16 protein-coding genes are annotated in these 16,016 nt (G+C 52.5%); all 16 read left to right on the top strand.

The features are described 5' to 3' along the window. Positions 1 to 25: 25 nt before the first annotated feature. The 16 genes from SELR_RS08920 (at position 26) to SELR_RS08845 (ending at position 16,003) form a co-directional block, all read left to right on the top strand. On the top strand, positions 26 to 772 hold the full coding sequence (locus SELR_RS08920; protein WP_014424899.1) for an FHA domain-containing protein: 747 nt from the start codon (positions 26 to 28) through the stop codon (positions 770 to 772). Further along, positions 772 to 1,224, top strand: coding sequence for an FHA domain-containing protein (locus tag SELR_RS08915; protein WP_014424898.1), 453 nt, complete (start codon positions 772 to 774; stop codon positions 1,222 to 1,224). Before SELR_RS08920 ends, SELR_RS08915 begins: the two co-directional genes overlap by 1 nt. After that, a complete protein-coding gene (locus SELR_RS08910; protein WP_231848072.1) occupies positions 1,221 to 1,940 on the top strand; it encodes a Stp1/IreP family PP2C-type Ser/Thr phosphatase in 720 nt (239 codons plus the stop codon). The genes SELR_RS08915 and SELR_RS08910 overlap by 4 nt, the downstream gene beginning before the upstream one ends. Then, a complete protein-coding gene (locus tag SELR_RS08905) occupies positions 1,937 to 3,208 on the top strand; it encodes an FtsW/RodA/SpoVE family cell cycle protein (RefSeq protein ID WP_014424896.1) in 1,272 nt (423 codons plus the stop codon). The genes SELR_RS08910 and SELR_RS08905 overlap by 4 nt, the downstream gene beginning before the upstream one ends. Further along, entirely contained in the window at positions 3,201 to 4,598 is a 1,398-nt protein-coding gene (locus SELR_RS08900; protein WP_014424895.1) for a peptidoglycan D,D-transpeptidase FtsI family protein, read from the top strand. Before SELR_RS08905 ends, SELR_RS08900 begins: the two co-directional genes overlap by 8 nt. Before the next feature lie 32 nt (positions 4,599 to 4,630). Continuing rightward, positions 4,631 to 6,403 (top strand): Stk1 family PASTA domain-containing Ser/Thr kinase, encoded by a 1,773-nt coding sequence (pknB, locus tag SELR_RS08895; RefSeq protein WP_014424894.1) that lies wholly within the window; start codon positions 4,631 to 4,633, stop codon positions 6,401 to 6,403. 20 nt (positions 6,404 to 6,423) lie between these two features. Beyond that, a complete protein-coding gene (gene rsgA / locus SELR_RS08890; protein WP_014424893.1) occupies positions 6,424 to 7,326 on the top strand; it encodes a ribosome small subunit-dependent GTPase A in 903 nt (300 codons plus the stop codon). Beyond that, complete coding sequence (rpe, locus tag SELR_RS08885) at positions 7,323 to 7,967, top strand: ribulose-phosphate 3-epimerase (RefSeq protein ID WP_014424892.1); 645 nt, start codon at positions 7,323 to 7,325, stop codon at positions 7,965 to 7,967. The genes rsgA and rpe overlap by 4 nt, the downstream gene beginning before the upstream one ends. 21 nt (positions 7,968 to 7,988) lie before the next feature. Continuing rightward, positions 7,989 to 8,675 carry a 7-cyano-7-deazaguanine synthase QueC gene (gene queC / locus SELR_RS08880; protein WP_014424891.1) on the top strand — a complete coding sequence of 229 codons (687 nt, stop codon included), beginning with the start codon at positions 7,989 to 7,991 and terminating at the stop codon, positions 8,673 to 8,675. Between the two features lies 1 nt (position 8,676). Further along, complete coding sequence (gene folE2, locus SELR_RS08875) at positions 8,677 to 9,462, top strand: GTP cyclohydrolase FolE2 (protein ID WP_041914346.1); 786 nt, start codon at positions 8,677 to 8,679, stop codon at positions 9,460 to 9,462. A 21-nt stretch (positions 9,463 to 9,483) separates the two neighbouring features. Beyond that, positions 9,484 to 10,473 carry a lysylphosphatidylglycerol synthase transmembrane domain-containing protein gene (locus SELR_RS08870; protein ID WP_014424889.1) on the top strand — a complete coding sequence of 330 codons (990 nt, stop codon included), beginning with the start codon at positions 9,484 to 9,486 and terminating at the stop codon, positions 10,471 to 10,473. Between the two features lie 607 nt (positions 10,474 to 11,080). Continuing rightward, the gene (cbiD, locus tag SELR_RS08865) at positions 11,081 to 12,184 is read left to right on the top strand and encodes a cobalt-precorrin-5B (C(1))-methyltransferase CbiD (protein WP_014424887.1); all 1,104 of its coding nucleotides are present in this window, start codon (positions 11,081 to 11,083) and stop codon (positions 12,182 to 12,184) included. Between the two features lie 84 nt (positions 12,185 to 12,268). Continuing rightward, a complete protein-coding gene (locus tag SELR_RS08860) occupies positions 12,269 to 12,925 on the top strand; it encodes an IS607 family transposase (RefSeq protein WP_014423425.1) in 657 nt (218 codons plus the stop codon). Then, complete coding sequence (locus SELR_RS08855; RefSeq protein ID WP_014423426.1) at positions 12,873 to 14,174, top strand: RNA-guided endonuclease InsQ/TnpB family protein; 1,302 nt, start codon at positions 12,873 to 12,875, stop codon at positions 14,172 to 14,174. Before SELR_RS08860 ends, SELR_RS08855 begins: the two co-directional genes overlap by 53 nt. Before the next feature lie 197 nt (positions 14,175 to 14,371). Next, the gene (gene cbiE, locus SELR_RS08850) at positions 14,372 to 15,004 is read left to right on the top strand and encodes a precorrin-6y C5,15-methyltransferase (decarboxylating) subunit CbiE (protein WP_041914702.1); all 633 of its coding nucleotides are present in this window, start codon (positions 14,372 to 14,374) and stop codon (positions 15,002 to 15,004) included. Between the two features lie 204 nt (positions 15,005 to 15,208). After that, entirely contained in the window at positions 15,209 to 16,003 is a 795-nt protein-coding gene (locus tag SELR_RS08845; protein WP_014424885.1) for a tyrosine-protein phosphatase, read from the top strand. Positions 16,004 to 16,016 lie beyond the last annotated feature (13 nt).

The raw sequence follows: 16,016 nt of genomic DNA, 5'->3' as shown, positions 1-16,016 counted from the left end.
TTTTAACCGGGGAGGTGTAGCATAGATGGGTATTGGCAAATTAGAATCCTTTTTGGAAAATCATATCGAGGGATTCTTCAATAAGAAATTCAGCAGTGATTTGGAGCCAGTGGAGCTTTCCAAGGCGCTGGAAAAGGAGATTGCCCGGCAGGGCAAAGGCAAGGCCGGACGGCAGGTGCCCAATCAATATGTCTTTTTCCTCTCCCGGGAGGATTATCAGCGGCTCTGTGCCAAACGGATCATCGAGGAGCTATATGGCGTGGCCGAAAAGCAGGTTATCCTGCAGGATTATACGATGCCGGGCAAACTGACGATTCTCTGTCAGGCCGATGGGGAAAAGCAGCGGGGCATCTTTGAGCTCAAAGCCCGCTTCACCGAGGAAGGTGAAGCGCAAGCAGTCTGTGAAGAGCCCAATACGCTGGTGCTGACCAAACCGGCCTTCCCCGGCAGCAAACAGCCCCTGAACCTGCCCCAGGATCGGAAGATCGTTTCGCTCAAGGTGGTGGAGGGGCCGGATATCGACGCTTATCTGGAATTTGGCGAAACCCAGATTTATATTGGCCGCCGGGAGAAGAACGAATTTATCCTGACGGATACGAAGGCATCGCGGCTTCATGCCTGGATTGCCTATGAGAATCACCGCCATGTGCTCTATGATGCGCAAAGCACCAATGGCACCTTTGTGAACGGTGAACCGGTGGAATCCCTGTGTCTGTGTGCCGGTGATGAGATCCAGATCGGGGAAACAGTGCTTATATACGAGGTGATTTGATGCAAGGTGCAGCAATGGCCATAAAAGTGGCAAGAGTAGCACTGGAATATGGCATGCTTCTGTGGCTGATCTATTTTACGGTCAGTCTGTCGAAGAAAATGTTCGGCGAAGTGAAACAGGAATTGAAAAAACAGAAGCGGCCAGTGGTGAAGCAGAATGAAGCCGTATTGACGGTGGTGGAAGCCACTGAGGAAAGTCTCAGCGGGCGGCGGTTTGCCTTTCAGGATGAGATCACCATTGGCCGGGGCGCGGAAAATGATGTGATCATTCCGGAGAACTTTGTATCCCATCGTCATGCCACGATATTTCTTCATGGTGCCCAATATGTGATCGAGGATCTGGGCTCTGTGAATCATACTTATGTGAATGGGCAGATGCTGGAAGGGAAAGCCTATCTGAAGCCCAATGATGAGATACGCATTGGCATGGTTACCCTGAAATTCGAGAGGTGAATAAGTTGCAGCAAGTTTACAAAGCCACCGATGTTGGTTTAGTGCGCAAGGGCAATGAAGATAATCTCGCCGTTTTTGATGCGGTTTATGCTGTGGCAGACGGCATGGGCGGCGAAGCTGCCGGCGAGGTGGCCAGCCAGATGCTGGTGGATACCGTGCGGCAGGAATTATCCGGCCGGGAGAATATCGATGCCGGTGCGATGCAGGCGGCTATCCTGTCTGCCAATGATGCCATCCGTCATTATGTTGGGGAACATCCCGGCTGCGAGGGCATGGGCACTACGGCTACCCTGCTTCATATAGATGAGGGAAAGGGCCGGGCTTATTGGGCCCATGTGGGCGACAGCCGCTTGTATCTGCTGCGTCCCGGTCAGGCTCAGTTGGAACAGCTTACCCAGGATCATTCCTATGTGGAGGATCTGGTGCGGGAAGGCACCATAACCCGGGAAGAAGCGAAACGTCATCCCCAGCGCAATATGCTGACCAGGGCTGTGGGAGCCATGGAAAATCTGCTTGTGGATACAGGTGAGCTTGCCGTGGCACAGGGGGATACGCTCCTGCTGGCCACGGACGGACTGATGAAGCATATGACGGATGAAGAAATTACCCGGCTGTTGCAGCAGGGAGCAGCAGATCCTGCTCAGATCCTGGTACAGACGGCTTTGAATGCTGGCGGCAGGGATAACGTAACCGTTGTGGTGGTGAGCCTCACATGAAAAACTGGGGACTTTTGACGGCACCGCTGGGGATTTTTCTCTGCGGCATGACCATTCTTTATCTGAAGATGCAGGGGGCCATGCAAAAAGTAACCAACAACACCTTGCAAGATCCTTTGACTTATGTACCTTATTTGATCATAGCAGTATTTTTGACCATCATCATCCAGCTGGTGGTTATCCGCCGCAAGCTGGATACCTTCATCCTGCCGATTATCCTGATGCTGGTGAGCATCGGCCTTGTGGAGATTGCCCGGCTGAAGCCGACACTGCTGCTGCGGCAGCTGCAATGGCTCTGCATTGCCATGCTGGTGATGTTTCTGGTCATCCGGTTATGGCCGAAAATCCGGCAGATGCTGAATTATCCTTATCTGCTGGGAATTGGCTGTGTCATCCTCTTGGGCTTGCCGTTGGTTTTCGGCACGGAAATCGGCGGCAGCAAGAACTGGCTGGTCTTAGGGCCGGTATCCCTGCAGCCCTCGGAATTTGGCAAGATCGTATTGTTGTTTTTCCTGGCCTCGTATTTGTCTGACCACCGCAAGGTACTGACCTTGCCCGCCCATAAGATCCTGTTCCTGCGCTTGCCGCCCCTGCGTTTTATCGCGCCCCTGATCTGTATCTGGGGCATGGCGGTCCTGATGTTCGTAGTGGAGAAGGACTTAGGTTCGGCGCTGCTGTTTTTTGGCATGGCGGTGCTGATGACCTATATGGCCACGGGCAGCAAATCCTATGTGTTTTTGGCCCTGGCCTTTATGGGGATTGCAGCGGCAGCCAGCTACGCTATGTTCGGCCATGTGCGGGTACGCTTTGATATCTGGCTTGATCCTTGGGCTGATCCCAATGGCATGGCCTATCAGGTGGTGCAGTCCCTCTTTGCCATCGGCACCGGGGGGCTTTGGGGCACAGGCTTTGGCTTCGGTCATCCCGGCTTCATTCCCGAGGTGCATACGGACTTCATCTTCTCTGCCATCGTGGAGGAGCTGGGACTGACCGCCGGGCTCATGCTGATCATCTGCTATGCCTTGCTGTTCTGGCGGGGCATCAAAGGCGCCCTGCGGCTCAAGAATACCACGGAAGCCCTGCTGATGGCGGGCTGCGGCGTATTGATTCTTCTGCAGATGTTTATTATCGTGGCCGGTGTGACGAAATTCCTGCCGCTTACCGGCATTACCCTGCCTTTCGTAAGTTACGGGGGCAGTTCCATGGTTTCCAGCTTTATCTTGCTGGCCATGTTATTATCATTGACCAAGGAGCAGAAAAATGTCTGATTGGAAATTAAAACGGCAAATATTGCAAGTCGGCGCTTTCCTGCTCCTGATGGTGGCGGTGCTTTCCCTTTATATCGGCTATCTGGCCGTTTGGAAAGGGCAGGAGCTGGCGGAAAATCCGCTGAATATGCGCAGTGCAGCCGCCAAGGCTGATATTATCCGGGGGACGATCCTGGATGCCCATGGCCGTGTGCTGGCCCAGACCCAGAATGATGGCAAGCGCAGTTATCCTTTGGGCAGTGTGATGGCTCAGGTGACAGGCTACAATGGGGAGAATATTGGCAGCGCCGGTTTGGAAGGCCATGCCAATCGGGAACTTTTGGGCCTGACGGCGGATATGACGCGCCTGGGGCCGATTTCCCAGCTGTTGCAGACCGACAGGGGCAATGATATCAAAACCACCATTGAGGCTGATGCCCAGCAGGCGGCCTTTGATGGCCTTAATGGCCGCAAAGGGGCTGTGGTGGTGCTGGATGCCGATACAGGGGCAGTGCTGGCCATGGTCAGCTCGCCCTCCTATGATCCCAATAATGTGGAAGCCAATTGGAAGGCCATGTCCCAGCAGGCGGATGGCCCGCTTTTGAACCGTACGGTGCAGGGACTCTATCCGCCAGGCTCCACCATCAAGCCCTTGATTGCAGATGCGGCCCTGACAGAGGGCGTGACCAATGAGCAGGAGATATTTGACTGCTCCGGTGTATTGGATGTAGGCGGCGGCCATTCCATCCGGGAAAGCCACGGGGAAGTCCATGGCAAGGTGGATCTGCGCAAGGCCTTGACGGAATCCTGCAATGTGACCTTTGGCACCTTGGGCATGCGCCTCGGAGATGACAAGCTCAAAAAGTCATTTACCCGGTTTGGCTTTGACCAGTCAATCGGCGGAGAGATTGTCATGACCTCGTCCCATCTGCCGGACTTCGGCACCTTGGGAGCTGGCGATCAGGCCCAGACGGCCATTGGCCAGAGTACCCTTTTGGTAACGCCCATGCATATGGCGCTATTGGCTTCGGCCTTTGCCCATGGCGGCACGGTGATGAAGCCGTATCTGGTGCAGGAAGTCGTGACTCCCGGCGGCATGGTGGTTCATAGCACCACGCCGGAAAAATGGCTGACGGTGACCACCGGGGAGATGGCAGCGAAAATCCATAGCTATATGGAAGATGTAGTTACCAAGGGTACAGGCAAAGCTGCCCAGGTCAGCGGCGTGGAAGTGGCTGGCAAGACCGGTACGGCAGAGAATCCCCAAGGGGAAGATCATGCCTGGTTTATCGGTTCGGCCAAATTGCGCAACCGCAATATTGCCTTTGCCATCATCGTGGAAAATGGCGGCGGCGGCGGCAAGGTGGCTGCACCGATTGCCCGTAAGATAATCTTGAGTTTGCAGAACTAATTACGATAAAGCCTTGGGGAAGGAGAAATTCAATGAACCAGCGTGTCTTGGATAATCGATACGAATTACAGGAACTCATTGGCGGCGGTGGCATGGCCGATGTATATAGAGCAAAGGATTTGCTGCTTGATCGTCTCGTGGCGGTGAAGATCCTCCACGAGCAGTTCAAACGGGATACGGAGTTTATCCGGAAATTCCATAAGGAGGCCCAGGCGGCGGCTAAACTCACCCATCCCAATATCGTCAATATCTTCGATGTCGGGGTGATGGGGGATGACCACTACATCGTCATGGAATATGTGCCGGGCAGTACGCTGAAGGATCGCATCAAACAGGAAGGTCATCTGAGTGTGGCCGATGCTCTGCATGTGGCCAAAGATATTGCCAGTGCGCTATCCCATGCTCATGCCAACAATCTGGTGCATTGTGATATCAAGCCCCATAATATCCTGATGATGCCGGATGGCAGTGCGAAAGTCGCGGACTTTGGCATTGCCCGGGCGGTGACGGAATCCACCATGACCTATACGGGCAATGTGGTGGGCTCTGTACACTACTTCTCGCCGGAACAGGCCAAGGGCACGATGATTACCCCCCGCTCCGATGTCTATGCTCTGGGCGTGGTCATGTATGAGATGCTGACCGGTCAGCTGCCCTTTACGGGCGAAACGCCGGTGAGCATTGCCATGAAGCATCTGCAGGAACAGCCCCGCTCCGTGCGCCAGCTGGAACCCTCCATACCGCCTGTGGTGGAGGCCATTGTTTCCCGGGCCATGCAGAAGGATGCCAATATGCGTCCCAGCAGCAGTGAGCTCGTGCAGGATATCAGCCAGGCCCAGCAGATGCTGAGCGGTTTCAGTGCCGGAGCGGCTGCCGTCGATCCCTATGCTACCCAGGTTCTGCCCCGGGTGCAGGAACCGGTACGGCCTGCGCGGCAGGAGCGCTATCGTGAGCCGGTCTATGATGAAGACGACGGCGAGGAGAAATCCATCTTCAAGTCCAAGAAATTCATCGCCGGCCTTGTGATGGTTCTGTTGATGGGCTTCTTTGTGGGGGCTTTCATGAGCTTTGGTAAGTTCTGGAGCACGGCGGAAGTGGAAGTGCCGGATGTCACGGGCAAGCAGATGACCTTGGCCAAACAGATCCTCGAGGACAAGCATCTGCGCGTCAAGGTGGATGAAGAATTCAGCGCGGATGTCCCCGCCGGCATGGTGATTTCCCAGAATCCCGAGGCAGGCGCGAAGGTCAAGGAAGAACGCCTGGTGACCATCAAGGTCAGCAAGGGCGGTGAAAATATCGAGATGCCCGATGTGCGCGGCCTCAAGAAGGCCGATGCCGTTGCCAAGATTGAAAAGATGGGCCTGAAGGTAGGCCGCGTCTCTGAACGTACTTCCGATGAGGAAGAGGCCGGCGTGGTCATCGCCTCGGATCCGCGGGCCGGTACCCGGGTGACCAAGGGCGAGACAGTAGATCTGGTGATCAGCAAGGGCAAAAAAGAGAAGAAATCCTCCGGAGTGCCGGATGTGACCGGACTGCCACTGGAATCTGCCCAGAAGGCCTTGACCAGTGCAGGCTTCAAGGTCGGCAGCGTGGAAAGGAAGGCCAGCAAGCAGGCGGCGGGCACGGTTATCAGCCAGAGCCCCGGCGGCGGTGCGGAAGCTTTGGAAGGTGAATCCATCCATCTGGTTGTAGCCGAAGCCGGCAAGGTCGAAGAGGAAGACAAGGGCAGCAAGAACAAGAAAAAGGACAGCGCAAAGCAGGAACCTGCTGTGCCGAAACCAAATGAAGCTGCCAAGAGCCATTAAAGGTAGCGCGAGGAATATTTATGGATAGAGAGGAAGGCCGCATTATCAAGGCCTACAACAGCTTCTTCTATGTACAGACGGATCAGGAACTTGTGACCTGCAAATTGCGGGGCAAGTTCAAGAAGACGCGGAAGAGCCAGGGCGTGGTGACGGGGGATAAGGTTATGATCAGCCGCCTGCCTGATGGCACTGGGGTAGTGGAAGAACAGCTGCCCCGGGAAAGCCTGCTCAGGCGTCCTGCCGTGGCCAATGTCACCCAGGTCGTCCTGACCTTTGCCGCAGCCCAGCCGGATTTGCATCCGTTGCTGCTGAACCGCTTTCTGGTATTGGCGGAGTGGTCCGGTTTGCCTCATATCGTCATCTGTGTGAACAAGGCTGATCTGTATGAAGGCGATATGGCAGATTTCCTCAGCCTGTACGAACAGGCTGGTTACAAAGTCCTGCGGGTATCCGCTCAGGAAAAGCAGGGGATGGAAGAACTGCGGCAGGTTTTGGCCGGGGAAACGACGGTCTTTGCCGGTCCCTCCGGTGTGGGCAAGTCCTCCCTGCTGAACGTCATCGATGAATCGCTGGAACTGGCGACAGGCCATGTCAGCGATAAGATCAAGCGCGGCAGGCATACCACCCGGGTGGCAGAGCTTCTGCCTTATGAAGGCGGCTTTATCGTCGATACCCCGGGATTCAGTGCCATGGAGCTGGGGGAGATACCCCTGGCGGATCTGGCCCATTATTTCCCCGAGTTCCGACCTTATTTAGGGAAGTGCCGCTTTGCTCCCTGCAGCCATACCCATGAGCCGGACTGCGGCATCAAGGAGGCATTGGCTGCCGGTGAGATTTCCCAGGAACGTTACGATGCTTACCTGACCATCTATAAGGAAATTCAGGAAGCGCAGCAATTGAAACGAAAGAAGGAATATAAATGATCAAGATAGCACCCTCAATTCTGTCAGCTGATTTTGCTCATCTGGCAGATGAAGTTAAAAAAGTCACCGATGCCGGTGCTGAATGCATCCATATCGACGTGATGGACGGCAGCTTCGTGCCTAACATTACGCTGGGGTCGCTGGTGGTAAAATCCCTGCGTCCTACCAGCAAGGCCGTTTTCGATGTGCATCTGATGGTGGAGCATCCGGAAAACCAGATTGAGGCCTTTGCCGAAGCTGGCGCCGATATCATCACCTTCCATTGGGAGGCTGCCCGTCATCATCACCGCATCATCCAGCAGATCAAGGCTGCCGGCTGCAAGGCTGGTATCGCTCTGAATCCCGGCACGTCCCTGGCCATGATCGAAGAAATACTGCCCGATGTGGACATGGTACTGATCATGACGGTAAATCCGGGCTTTGGCGGCCAGAAATTCATCGAATCCCAGCTCGAGAAAATCCATATGCTCTACCATACCATCAAGGATATGGGCTTTGCATGTGATATCGAAGTGGACGGCGGCATCAATGCGGAAACCAGCAAGCTGGTGCAGGAAGCCGGTGCCAATGTGCTGGTCGCCGGTTCCGCTGTCTATGGTGCGGACGATGTGGCTGCTGCCATCAAGGCTATTCGTGGTTGATTTTGAGGAGATGTAAGTAAAATGGCAAAAGAAAAAGCAGTGGTACTGCTGTCCGGTGGTCTGGACAGTTGTACCTGCATGGCTGTGGCCAAAGAAGCAGGCTATGAGGTCTATCCCATCAGCTTCAACTATCATCAGCGTCATAGCATTGAACTGGAAGGCGCAAAGAAAATCGCTGATTTCTACAAGGTGCCCAAGCATCTGATCATCGAGACCAATATGGAAGCCATCGGCGGCTCCGCCCTGACGGACAGCCATATCGATGTACCCGAGGGGGATGTGGATCGGAAGGACGTACCTGTTACCTATGTGCCGGCCCGCAATCTGATCTTCCTGTCCTATGCCATGGGCTATGCGGAAGTAGTGGGGGCCACCCATGTCTATATCGGCGTGAACTCCGTGGATTACTCCGGCTATCCTGACTGCCGTCCGGAATTCATCCAGAAATTCCAGGCATTGGCGGATTATGCCACCACGGCTACGGCAGTCAATGGCACGAAAATCAAGATCGAAACGCCGCTGCAGGATCTGTCCAAGAAGGAAATCGTGCAGCTGGGATCCAAGCTCGGCGCACCCCTGCAGTTCACCCATAGCTGCTACAAGGGCGGCGAGAAGGCCTGCGGTGTCTGTGACAGCTGCAAACTGCGCCTGCAGGGCTTTGCCGAAGCCGGCGTGGAAGATCCTGTAGAGTATGAAACGAGGAACTAAAATGCAGGACGTACAGAATCGCAAGGATCAGCGGGGGATTGCCATCCAGAAGGTGGGCATCAAGGAAGCCCATCTGCCGTTCCTGATCAAGACCAAGGAGGGCGGCTACCAGCAGGTGCTGGCCCGGGTGCGCTTTACGGTAGCGCTGCCCAGTCAGTACAAGGGCACCCATATGAGCCGTTTCCTGGAAATCCTGATGCCCTGGAGCAAAAAGCCGCTGGCTGAACCAGAGATGGAGGCCATGCTGGCGGAGGCCCTGGAGCGCCTTGAGGCCCATGCGGCAGAAGTGGAGCTGTCCTTCAAGTATTTCGTGGACAAGACAGCTCCGGTCAGCGGCAAGACTTCCGTATTGGACTTGGATTGCTGCTTTACAGGCCGCAAGGAAAAGGGCAAGCCCATGGAATTCCAGCTGGGGGTGGAGGTGCCCTTTACTTCCCTGTGCCCCTGCAGCAAGGAGATTTCCAGCTACGGTGCCCATAATCAGCGCTCCGTGGCCCGCATCCAGCTGCGCTTCAAGGATGGTTATGACTGCATCTATATTGAGGATCTGGCGGAGCTCGTGGAAAAGCAAGGCTCTTCGCCCATCTATCCGTTGCTGAAGCGCGAGGATGAGAAATTTGTCACGGAAGCGGCCTATGAGAATCCCAAATTCGTCGAAGATATCCTGCGGGATACGGTGCTGGCCTTGCGGGAAATCGAAGGTCTGGGCTGGTTCTCGGTGGAATGCGAGAATTACGAGTCCATTCATAACCACAGTGCCTATGCGGCGCATGAGGAAGAACTATAACTATCCCAAGGGACGGTTTGCATGAGTAAAGTTTACAAACGGTTTATCGGTTTGATCCTGCTGGTGGTCATTATCTCCAGCATTGTCATCTATACCACCGTTGATATAAATACCTTGAAAAATCTAGATCGATTTCAGTCCTGGTCTATTGCTCTGGCCGTGCTGGCCGTGGGGCTGGGGCTGTTCTTTGACGGCAGCCGCCTGATGCATATGGTCAAGATTTCCAATGAGAAGATCACCCTGTATCAGGCTGTGCAGGTGGTGTTCGGCAATTATTTCCTGGCCCTGCTTACACCCGGTGCTACCGGAGGGGCCGTGGCCCAGCTGATGTTCCTGCGCCATGCAGGAGTGCCTACAGGGAAAGCTACCGTATTGGTTATTGTGCGTACATTGCTTTCCATCTTCTTTTTGGTGCTCTGTATGCCGCTGATATTCCTGCACGACAATGGCATCGTGCCGGGCATATCTAATCATACCCTGATGGCGATTACCCTGACAGCCTTTGTGGTGATCATCGCCATTGTGGTGGGGGCGCGGCAGGGGACGCTGGATTACTTCGTGATCCGCTTCACCCGCCATCTGCATAATGACAGGCGCCGCAAGATCTTTGCTTTTTACCGGGATACAAAATGTGCCATCGGTTTGTTGTCCAAGTCGCCCTGGAAAATGCTCTGGGTATTTATGGAGTCAGGGCTGAATCTTCTGTGCATCTACGCCATTGTGCCCTGTCTGATGCTAGGACTGGGTGTAACGGACGCCGATTGGTATACGATCATGGGGCGCATGATCTTCCTGAACATGCTGCTCTATTTCACGCCGACGCCAGGCGGTTCCGGCGTGGCCGAAGGCGGCTTTGTCTACCTGTTCAGCGAATCCGTCCCCGCCGGCACCGTCGGCATCATCGCCGTCTGTTGGCGCCTGATTGCCGAATACATCCCATTCCTGATTGGCCTGTACTACACACTGACAGTCTTCGGCCGCGACTTCCTGAGTAGGCAGTTGAACAAATAGCAGTTTGTCAGTGCGAGTCTGAACGCATTTTGTTACAGCTCAGTGGGGCGGCGGTGGGAATACTTTTTCGCCGCTTCACTAAATGACCCGCCAGCAGAAGTACGTATCTTTCAGTAACCTGCGCCGGGCAAGACCGGCGGCGCGTCCATCAATGAAGCATCCAGCAAATGCTGTTTGCGGGCCAGCCTTCACTTCGTTCAGGCAGTCGTTCCACTGGCGAAAAAGCATCCCCACCGCCACCCAGAGTGACGTTTGTGTATAATGCTATGTTCCGGCTGTAAGTAACAAGCACATCGATGTTCTTGTTACGGGAGAACCGGGTTCGTGCCAATTGCCAAAATCGTGGCTGGGGGCGAACGGGGGAGTGCTTTTTCTGTAGGAGCGACTGCCTGAGCGCCAGCGAAGGCCGGCCCGAGGCAGACCGTTACTAGATAGCACGCTGAAAGACGCGCCGCCGGTCTTGCCCGGCGCCATCTGGCTAAACAGCTCTAAAATTGCCGAGAGGGTCGTTTTAGCGGAAACAGAAAAAGTACTCCCCCGTGAACCCCTGACTGCGTATGAACGGGATATCTTTAGTACGAACTTTACATAAAAGGGGTAGAAATAAATGTCAGATACGTTAAGAAGTGGTTATACGACTGGTGCTTGTGCGGCAGCTGGTGTTAAGGCCGCCTTGCTCTATGAACAGGGAAATGAATGGGATATGATTGAACTCCGTGCTTTAGATGGCACGGAGCTTATTATACCCGTAAAAAATATTACCAAGGAAAATGATGCCCTGACTGCCGAAGTCGTAAAATTCTCTGGTGATGATCCCGATATCACCAATGGCGTCTCGGTCTTCACCACGATCCGCCATCTGCCCGCAGAAAAAAAAGAAATCATCTTCAAGGCTGGCAAGGGCATTGGCACGGTAACCAAGCCCGGCCTTTCTGTGCCCGTGGGGGAGCCTTCCATCAATCCTGGCCCCCGGCAGCTGATTCGCAATGCCGTGGCCGATGTGTTGGGCACGGATAAAATCCCCTTGGAGGTTACGATTTCCATTCCTGCCGGCGTGGAGCTGGCCAAACAAACCTTGAATCCTATTTTAGGAGTGGAGGGTGGAATTTCCGTGATTGGCACGACAGGGGTATTGCGCCCCATGTCCGAAGAGGGCTTCAAGAATTCGCTGGTACCCCAGATCGATGTGGCCAAAGCCGCAGGCTATGAGGATCTGATCTTCGTGCCCGGCAAGATCGGTGAGCGACTGGCCAAGGAATGGCAGCTGCCGGAAGCAGCTATGGTGCAGACAAGCAACTTTATCGGCTTCATGCTGGAAGCGGCGCAGAAGCGGGAAATCAAACGGGTTCTGCTCTTTGGCCATATCGGCAAGCTCATCAAAGTGGCGGCGGGCTGTTTCTACACCCATAACCGCATTGCCGATGGGCGGCTGGAGACCATGGCGGCCTATGCCGCTGCTGCAGGGCTGGATACCGCGGGCGTACAGCAGATCCTCAGCGCCAATACCACGGAAGACGCGCTGACCGTGCTGGCAAAGGCCGGGCTGCAGGCGAAGGTCTGTCAGACTCTGGCTCAGCGGGCCAGTCTCCGCGCTCAACGCTATCTGTTCCAGAAGATGCAGGTGGGCACGGTGATGGTGACTTTAACAGGAGAACTGCTGGGCATGGATGATATGGCCCGGGAAATTTGTCAGAATTTAGGAGGCTTCTGACAGATAAAATAAAGATATAAATAGTTATAAAATATTCTTGATTATATTACAACTTATTGATAGTATAGTATTGAGGTGATGAACTTGGAATACTATACTATCAACAAGTTTGCTAAAATCATCGGAGTCACTCCGCAAACCCTGAGAAATTGGGACAGGAGCGGAAAACTCCATCCTCATCACACTTCGTCAAATGGCTACAGATATTACTCAGAAGACCAATTAAATGCTGTGACGGGCATTCAAACGGCTTCTAAAAAAGTTATCGGCTATTGCAGAGTATCAAGTCCCAAGCAAAAAGATGACCTTGAGCGACAGGTAGAAAATCTGAGAACATATCTATACGCACAGGGGCAGCCCTTTGAAATAATCATTGACGTTGGTTCTGGAATCAATTACAAGAAGAAGGGTTTACAAGACCTTATTCGCAGAATTGAATCTAATCAGGCCGAGAAGGTAGTTATCCTTTATAAGGACAGGCTTTTACGCTTTGGTTTTGAGCTTATCGAAACGATTGCCGCTATACATGGCTGCAAGATAGAAATAGTCGATACTACTCAAAAGAGCGAGCAACAAGAACTTGTCGAGGACTTGGTGCAAATAATTACAGTGTTTAGCTGTAAGCTCCAAGGAAAACGGGCACACAAGGCGAAGAAGATGATTCAGGAATTAGTGAGTGGTGATTCAGATGATAAAGTCGGTCAGGATACGGCTGTTGCCGAACAACAAACAGAAAACTAAACTGTTTCAGTTTGCGGGAGCTTCGAGGTTTGCCTATAATTGGGCTTTAGATAAGCAAATGGAGAATTTCAGGGAGGGCAGAAAACTTCAAAGTGATTATGACCTTCGCAAAGAATTCACTGTTCTGCGTAATTCTGGAGAATACTTGTGGCTTCTAGGTATATCCAACAATGTCACTAAGCAGGCTATCAAGGATTTGTGTATAGCATATAAGAACTTCTTTCGTAAACAGAAACAGCCTGGATATGTCAAGTATAGCCCTAAAAAATTGGATCATCTTGTTCGTATTGGCAGGAAACCAACAGTCTACGATATGAACGGGCACCCTAAGTTTCGCAGCAAAAAGAATGGTGACTTTCGTTTCTATCAGGACAATGTAAAGATACAGTTCACCAATACGCATGTCAAACTGGAGAGTATTGCGGGCAGCAAGAAAAAGAACCGTCAACGGCTCAACTGGATAAGGCTTGCCGAAAAGGGCAGAATTCCTGTTGGTATGAAATACACCCAACCGCGAATAACTTTTGACGGTGAAAACTGGTGGCTGGGAATTGGCTTTGTAGTCAAGTATAAGCTAAAGCCAATGCGAGGACTGAAATTTGTCCGCAAACACTCAAAACGCTCCTACACTGAGGGTGTAGGCATTGATTTAGGTATAAAGGATTTAGCGATAATCTCGGACTCTACAGTAGTCAAAAATATCAATAAGTCCCATACAATAAGGAAACTCAAAAAGAAACGACACAGGTTGCAACGTCAGGTATCGCGAAAATACCAAATGAACAAGAAAGGAGAGCGTTACTGCAAAACAAGCAACCTTATAAAAAGCGAAAAACGACTTTTACGAATCAACCACAGGCTGGCTGACATCAGAGCCAATCATGTACATCAGGCGACGAGAATAATTATAAACCGAAAGCCAAGGTTTATATGCCTTGAAGACCTGAATGTGCAGGGCATGATGAAGAATAAGCACCTGTCTGAAAAAGTTCAGGAACAGAATTTTTATGAATTCCGCAGGCAGATTGAATACAAGGCACATTGGGCAAGAATTCCCGTGGTTATTGCTGACCGCTGGTTTCCAAGCTCCAAGACTTGCGTCGAATGCGGATATATAAATAAAGACCTGAAGCTGTCAGACAGGACATATGTCTGTCCTGTCTGTGGCAATGTGATAGACCGTGACTTTCAAGCATCTTTGAATCTCAAACACTATGGAGAAACGGAGCTATCCAAATCTGCAAGCTGATACCGACAAGTCAATGCAGATATGTACCGATTCGTTAGTCGGGAATTTAAGCCTTTGGAGCGTTATATCAAACGTGAGTAGTCTGTTCTTCGGGACGGCAAAAGCGGACGCAGTGAATGAGGAATGGAACGTAAAAGTTAACTTTCTACGGAAGGTTTATGGCTTTTTATAAGTTTTCAGTAACGGTCGATTGCCGAATGGACAAGCAGAATAAGATTATCGTGGTGGGCATTGGCCCCGGCAATCCCGACTATATCGTGCCCAAAGGGCTCAAAACGATTCAGGGTGCCAAGTACCTTGTGGGGGGGAAACGTGCCTTGGCAGACTTTGCCCAGGCCGGGCAGGATACCTGCGCCATAACTGCCGATATTCCAGGTGTGATGGCCTTTATCCGCGACAGGCTGCCAAAGGCGGATGTGGTGGCTATGGTCTCCGGCGATCCGGGCTATTATTCCCTGTTGGATGCCCTGCGTCGGGAATTTGCGCCGGAGCAGATCGAGGTGATCCCCGGCATCAGCTCCATGCAATATGCCTTTGCCAAGATCGCTCTGCCCTGGCATGATGCCACGCTGGCAAGTTTCCATGGCCGAGTGCCGCAACCGGAGGCTATTGAATATAAGCCCGGAAAAATTCTGGGCATGCTTACCGACAGCCAGCATAATTCCCATACGATACCGCAGATTTTGCTGGAACATGGTTGGCCTGCGGATGCAAGGCTCTATATATGTAGCCGCCTGTCATATCCGGATGAGGCAATCTACACCTGCACCATGCAGGATGCTGCTGCAAAACCGCTTGTTACCCACGGAATCATTATCGCACATGAATAAATAAATATTATATAGATTGCAATGTTCAAAGGAGTAACCTCCAACAGATCAGCTGTCAGCTGGTTTGCTGGAGGTTATTTATTTGCCTAAATTCATATTGTATGCATTATGTATTATAGAATGCAACTTAAAAACACTTGTAACAATAATTGCAATATGTTATCATAGGAAAGTACTTGCGATAGAGAAAGGTGGCAGTGTATTTTGCAAATAGATTTGCACGCACATATTCTTTTCGATATTGACGGGGATGATGGTTCCCGTTCGAAGGAAATGTCATTGGATATGCTTCGGATGGCAGCAGCATCAGGGGTGAAAGAGATTTTTGCGACGCCACATGTCAATCGCCGTGGGGTTGTGCCCCGTTGGGAAGACATTAAGGCTCGTACGCAGACGCTGCAGGAAGCAGCGGTTCAGGAGAACATTCCCATACAAATCCATGCTGGGGCTGAGGTGGAACTCAACTACAGCACCTTGCGCTTCCTGCCGAAGGGTGGCCGTGACTACTGTCTGAATGAGTCTCCTTATATACTGGTAGAGCTTACGGAGCAGAGCGAGCCGGATCAGACCGAGTCCATGCTGTTTGAGCTGATGCTTCGCGAGTATCAGCCTATTTTGGCGCATCCGGAACGGTATGCACGCATTATGCACCATCCGGAACGAGTGCTGGATTGGATGCAGCGGGGCATATTGACACAGTGCAATATCGGCAGTTTTGCCGGGGATTTCGGCGAAGCCTGTCAGCAAAGGGCAGAAGCATTGCTGCAAAATCGGATGATCTGCTTCCTGGGCTCGGATGCCCACCGTACAGACTGGCGTTCGCCGGAAACGAAGCATGCCCAGAAGGCGCTGGCGAAGCGTGACGGCGGGGAAGACTTATTACAGGAGTCCGCAGACAATGCCCGGGCTTTGCTGGCAGGCGGTATGATTTACCCGGACTTGCCTGACAGCTGGCAAAAAGAGAAAAAGGGATTTTGGGGACGGTTGTTTGGCCGTTGAATCAAGAAATAGG

The sequence above is a fragment of the Selenomonas ruminantium subsp. lactilytica TAM6421 genome, assembly GCF_000284095.1.
In the GTDB taxonomy this organism is placed as follows: domain Bacteria; phylum Bacillota; class Negativicutes; order Selenomonadales; family Selenomonadaceae; genus Selenomonas_A; species Selenomonas_A lactilytica.
Note: the sequence above shows the minus strand (reverse complement) of the source record. Positions and strands in the feature narration are given on the sequence as shown.

Bases quoted from the DNA above. Each gene is read 5' to 3' on its own strand.
- SELR_RS08920 (WP_014424899.1), top strand. From the start codon at position 26: ATGGGTATTGGCAAATTAGAATCCTTTTTGGAAAATCATATCGAGGGA.
- SELR_RS08915 (WP_014424898.1), top strand. From the start codon at position 772: ATGCAAGGTGCAGCAATGGCCATAAAAGTGGCAAGAGTAGCACTGGAA.
- SELR_RS08905 (WP_014424896.1), top strand. From the start codon at position 1,937: ATGAAAAACTGGGGACTTTTGACGGCACCGCTGGGGATTTTTCTCTGC.
- SELR_RS08900 (WP_014424895.1), top strand. From the start codon at position 3,201: ATGTCTGATTGGAAATTAAAACGGCAAATATTGCAAGTCGGCGCTTTC.
- pknB (WP_014424894.1), top strand. From the start codon at position 4,631: ATGAACCAGCGTGTCTTGGATAATCGATACGAATTACAGGAACTCATT.
- rsgA (WP_014424893.1), top strand. From the start codon at position 6,424: ATGGATAGAGAGGAAGGCCGCATTATCAAGGCCTACAACAGCTTCTTC.
- rpe (WP_014424892.1), top strand. From the start codon at position 7,323: ATGATCAAGATAGCACCCTCAATTCTGTCAGCTGATTTTGCTCATCTG.
- queC (WP_014424891.1), top strand. From the start codon at position 7,989: ATGGCAAAAGAAAAAGCAGTGGTACTGCTGTCCGGTGGTCTGGACAGT.
- folE2 (WP_041914346.1), top strand. From the start codon at position 8,677: ATGCAGGACGTACAGAATCGCAAGGATCAGCGGGGGATTGCCATCCAG.
- SELR_RS08870 (WP_014424889.1), top strand. From the start codon at position 9,484: ATGAGTAAAGTTTACAAACGGTTTATCGGTTTGATCCTGCTGGTGGTC.
- cbiD (WP_014424887.1), top strand. From the start codon at position 11,081: ATGTCAGATACGTTAAGAAGTGGTTATACGACTGGTGCTTGTGCGGCA.
- SELR_RS08855 (WP_014423426.1), top strand. From the start codon at position 12,873: ATGATAAAGTCGGTCAGGATACGGCTGTTGCCGAACAACAAACAGAAA.
- cbiE (WP_041914702.1), top strand. From the start codon at position 14,372: ATGGACAAGCAGAATAAGATTATCGTGGTGGGCATTGGCCCCGGCAAT.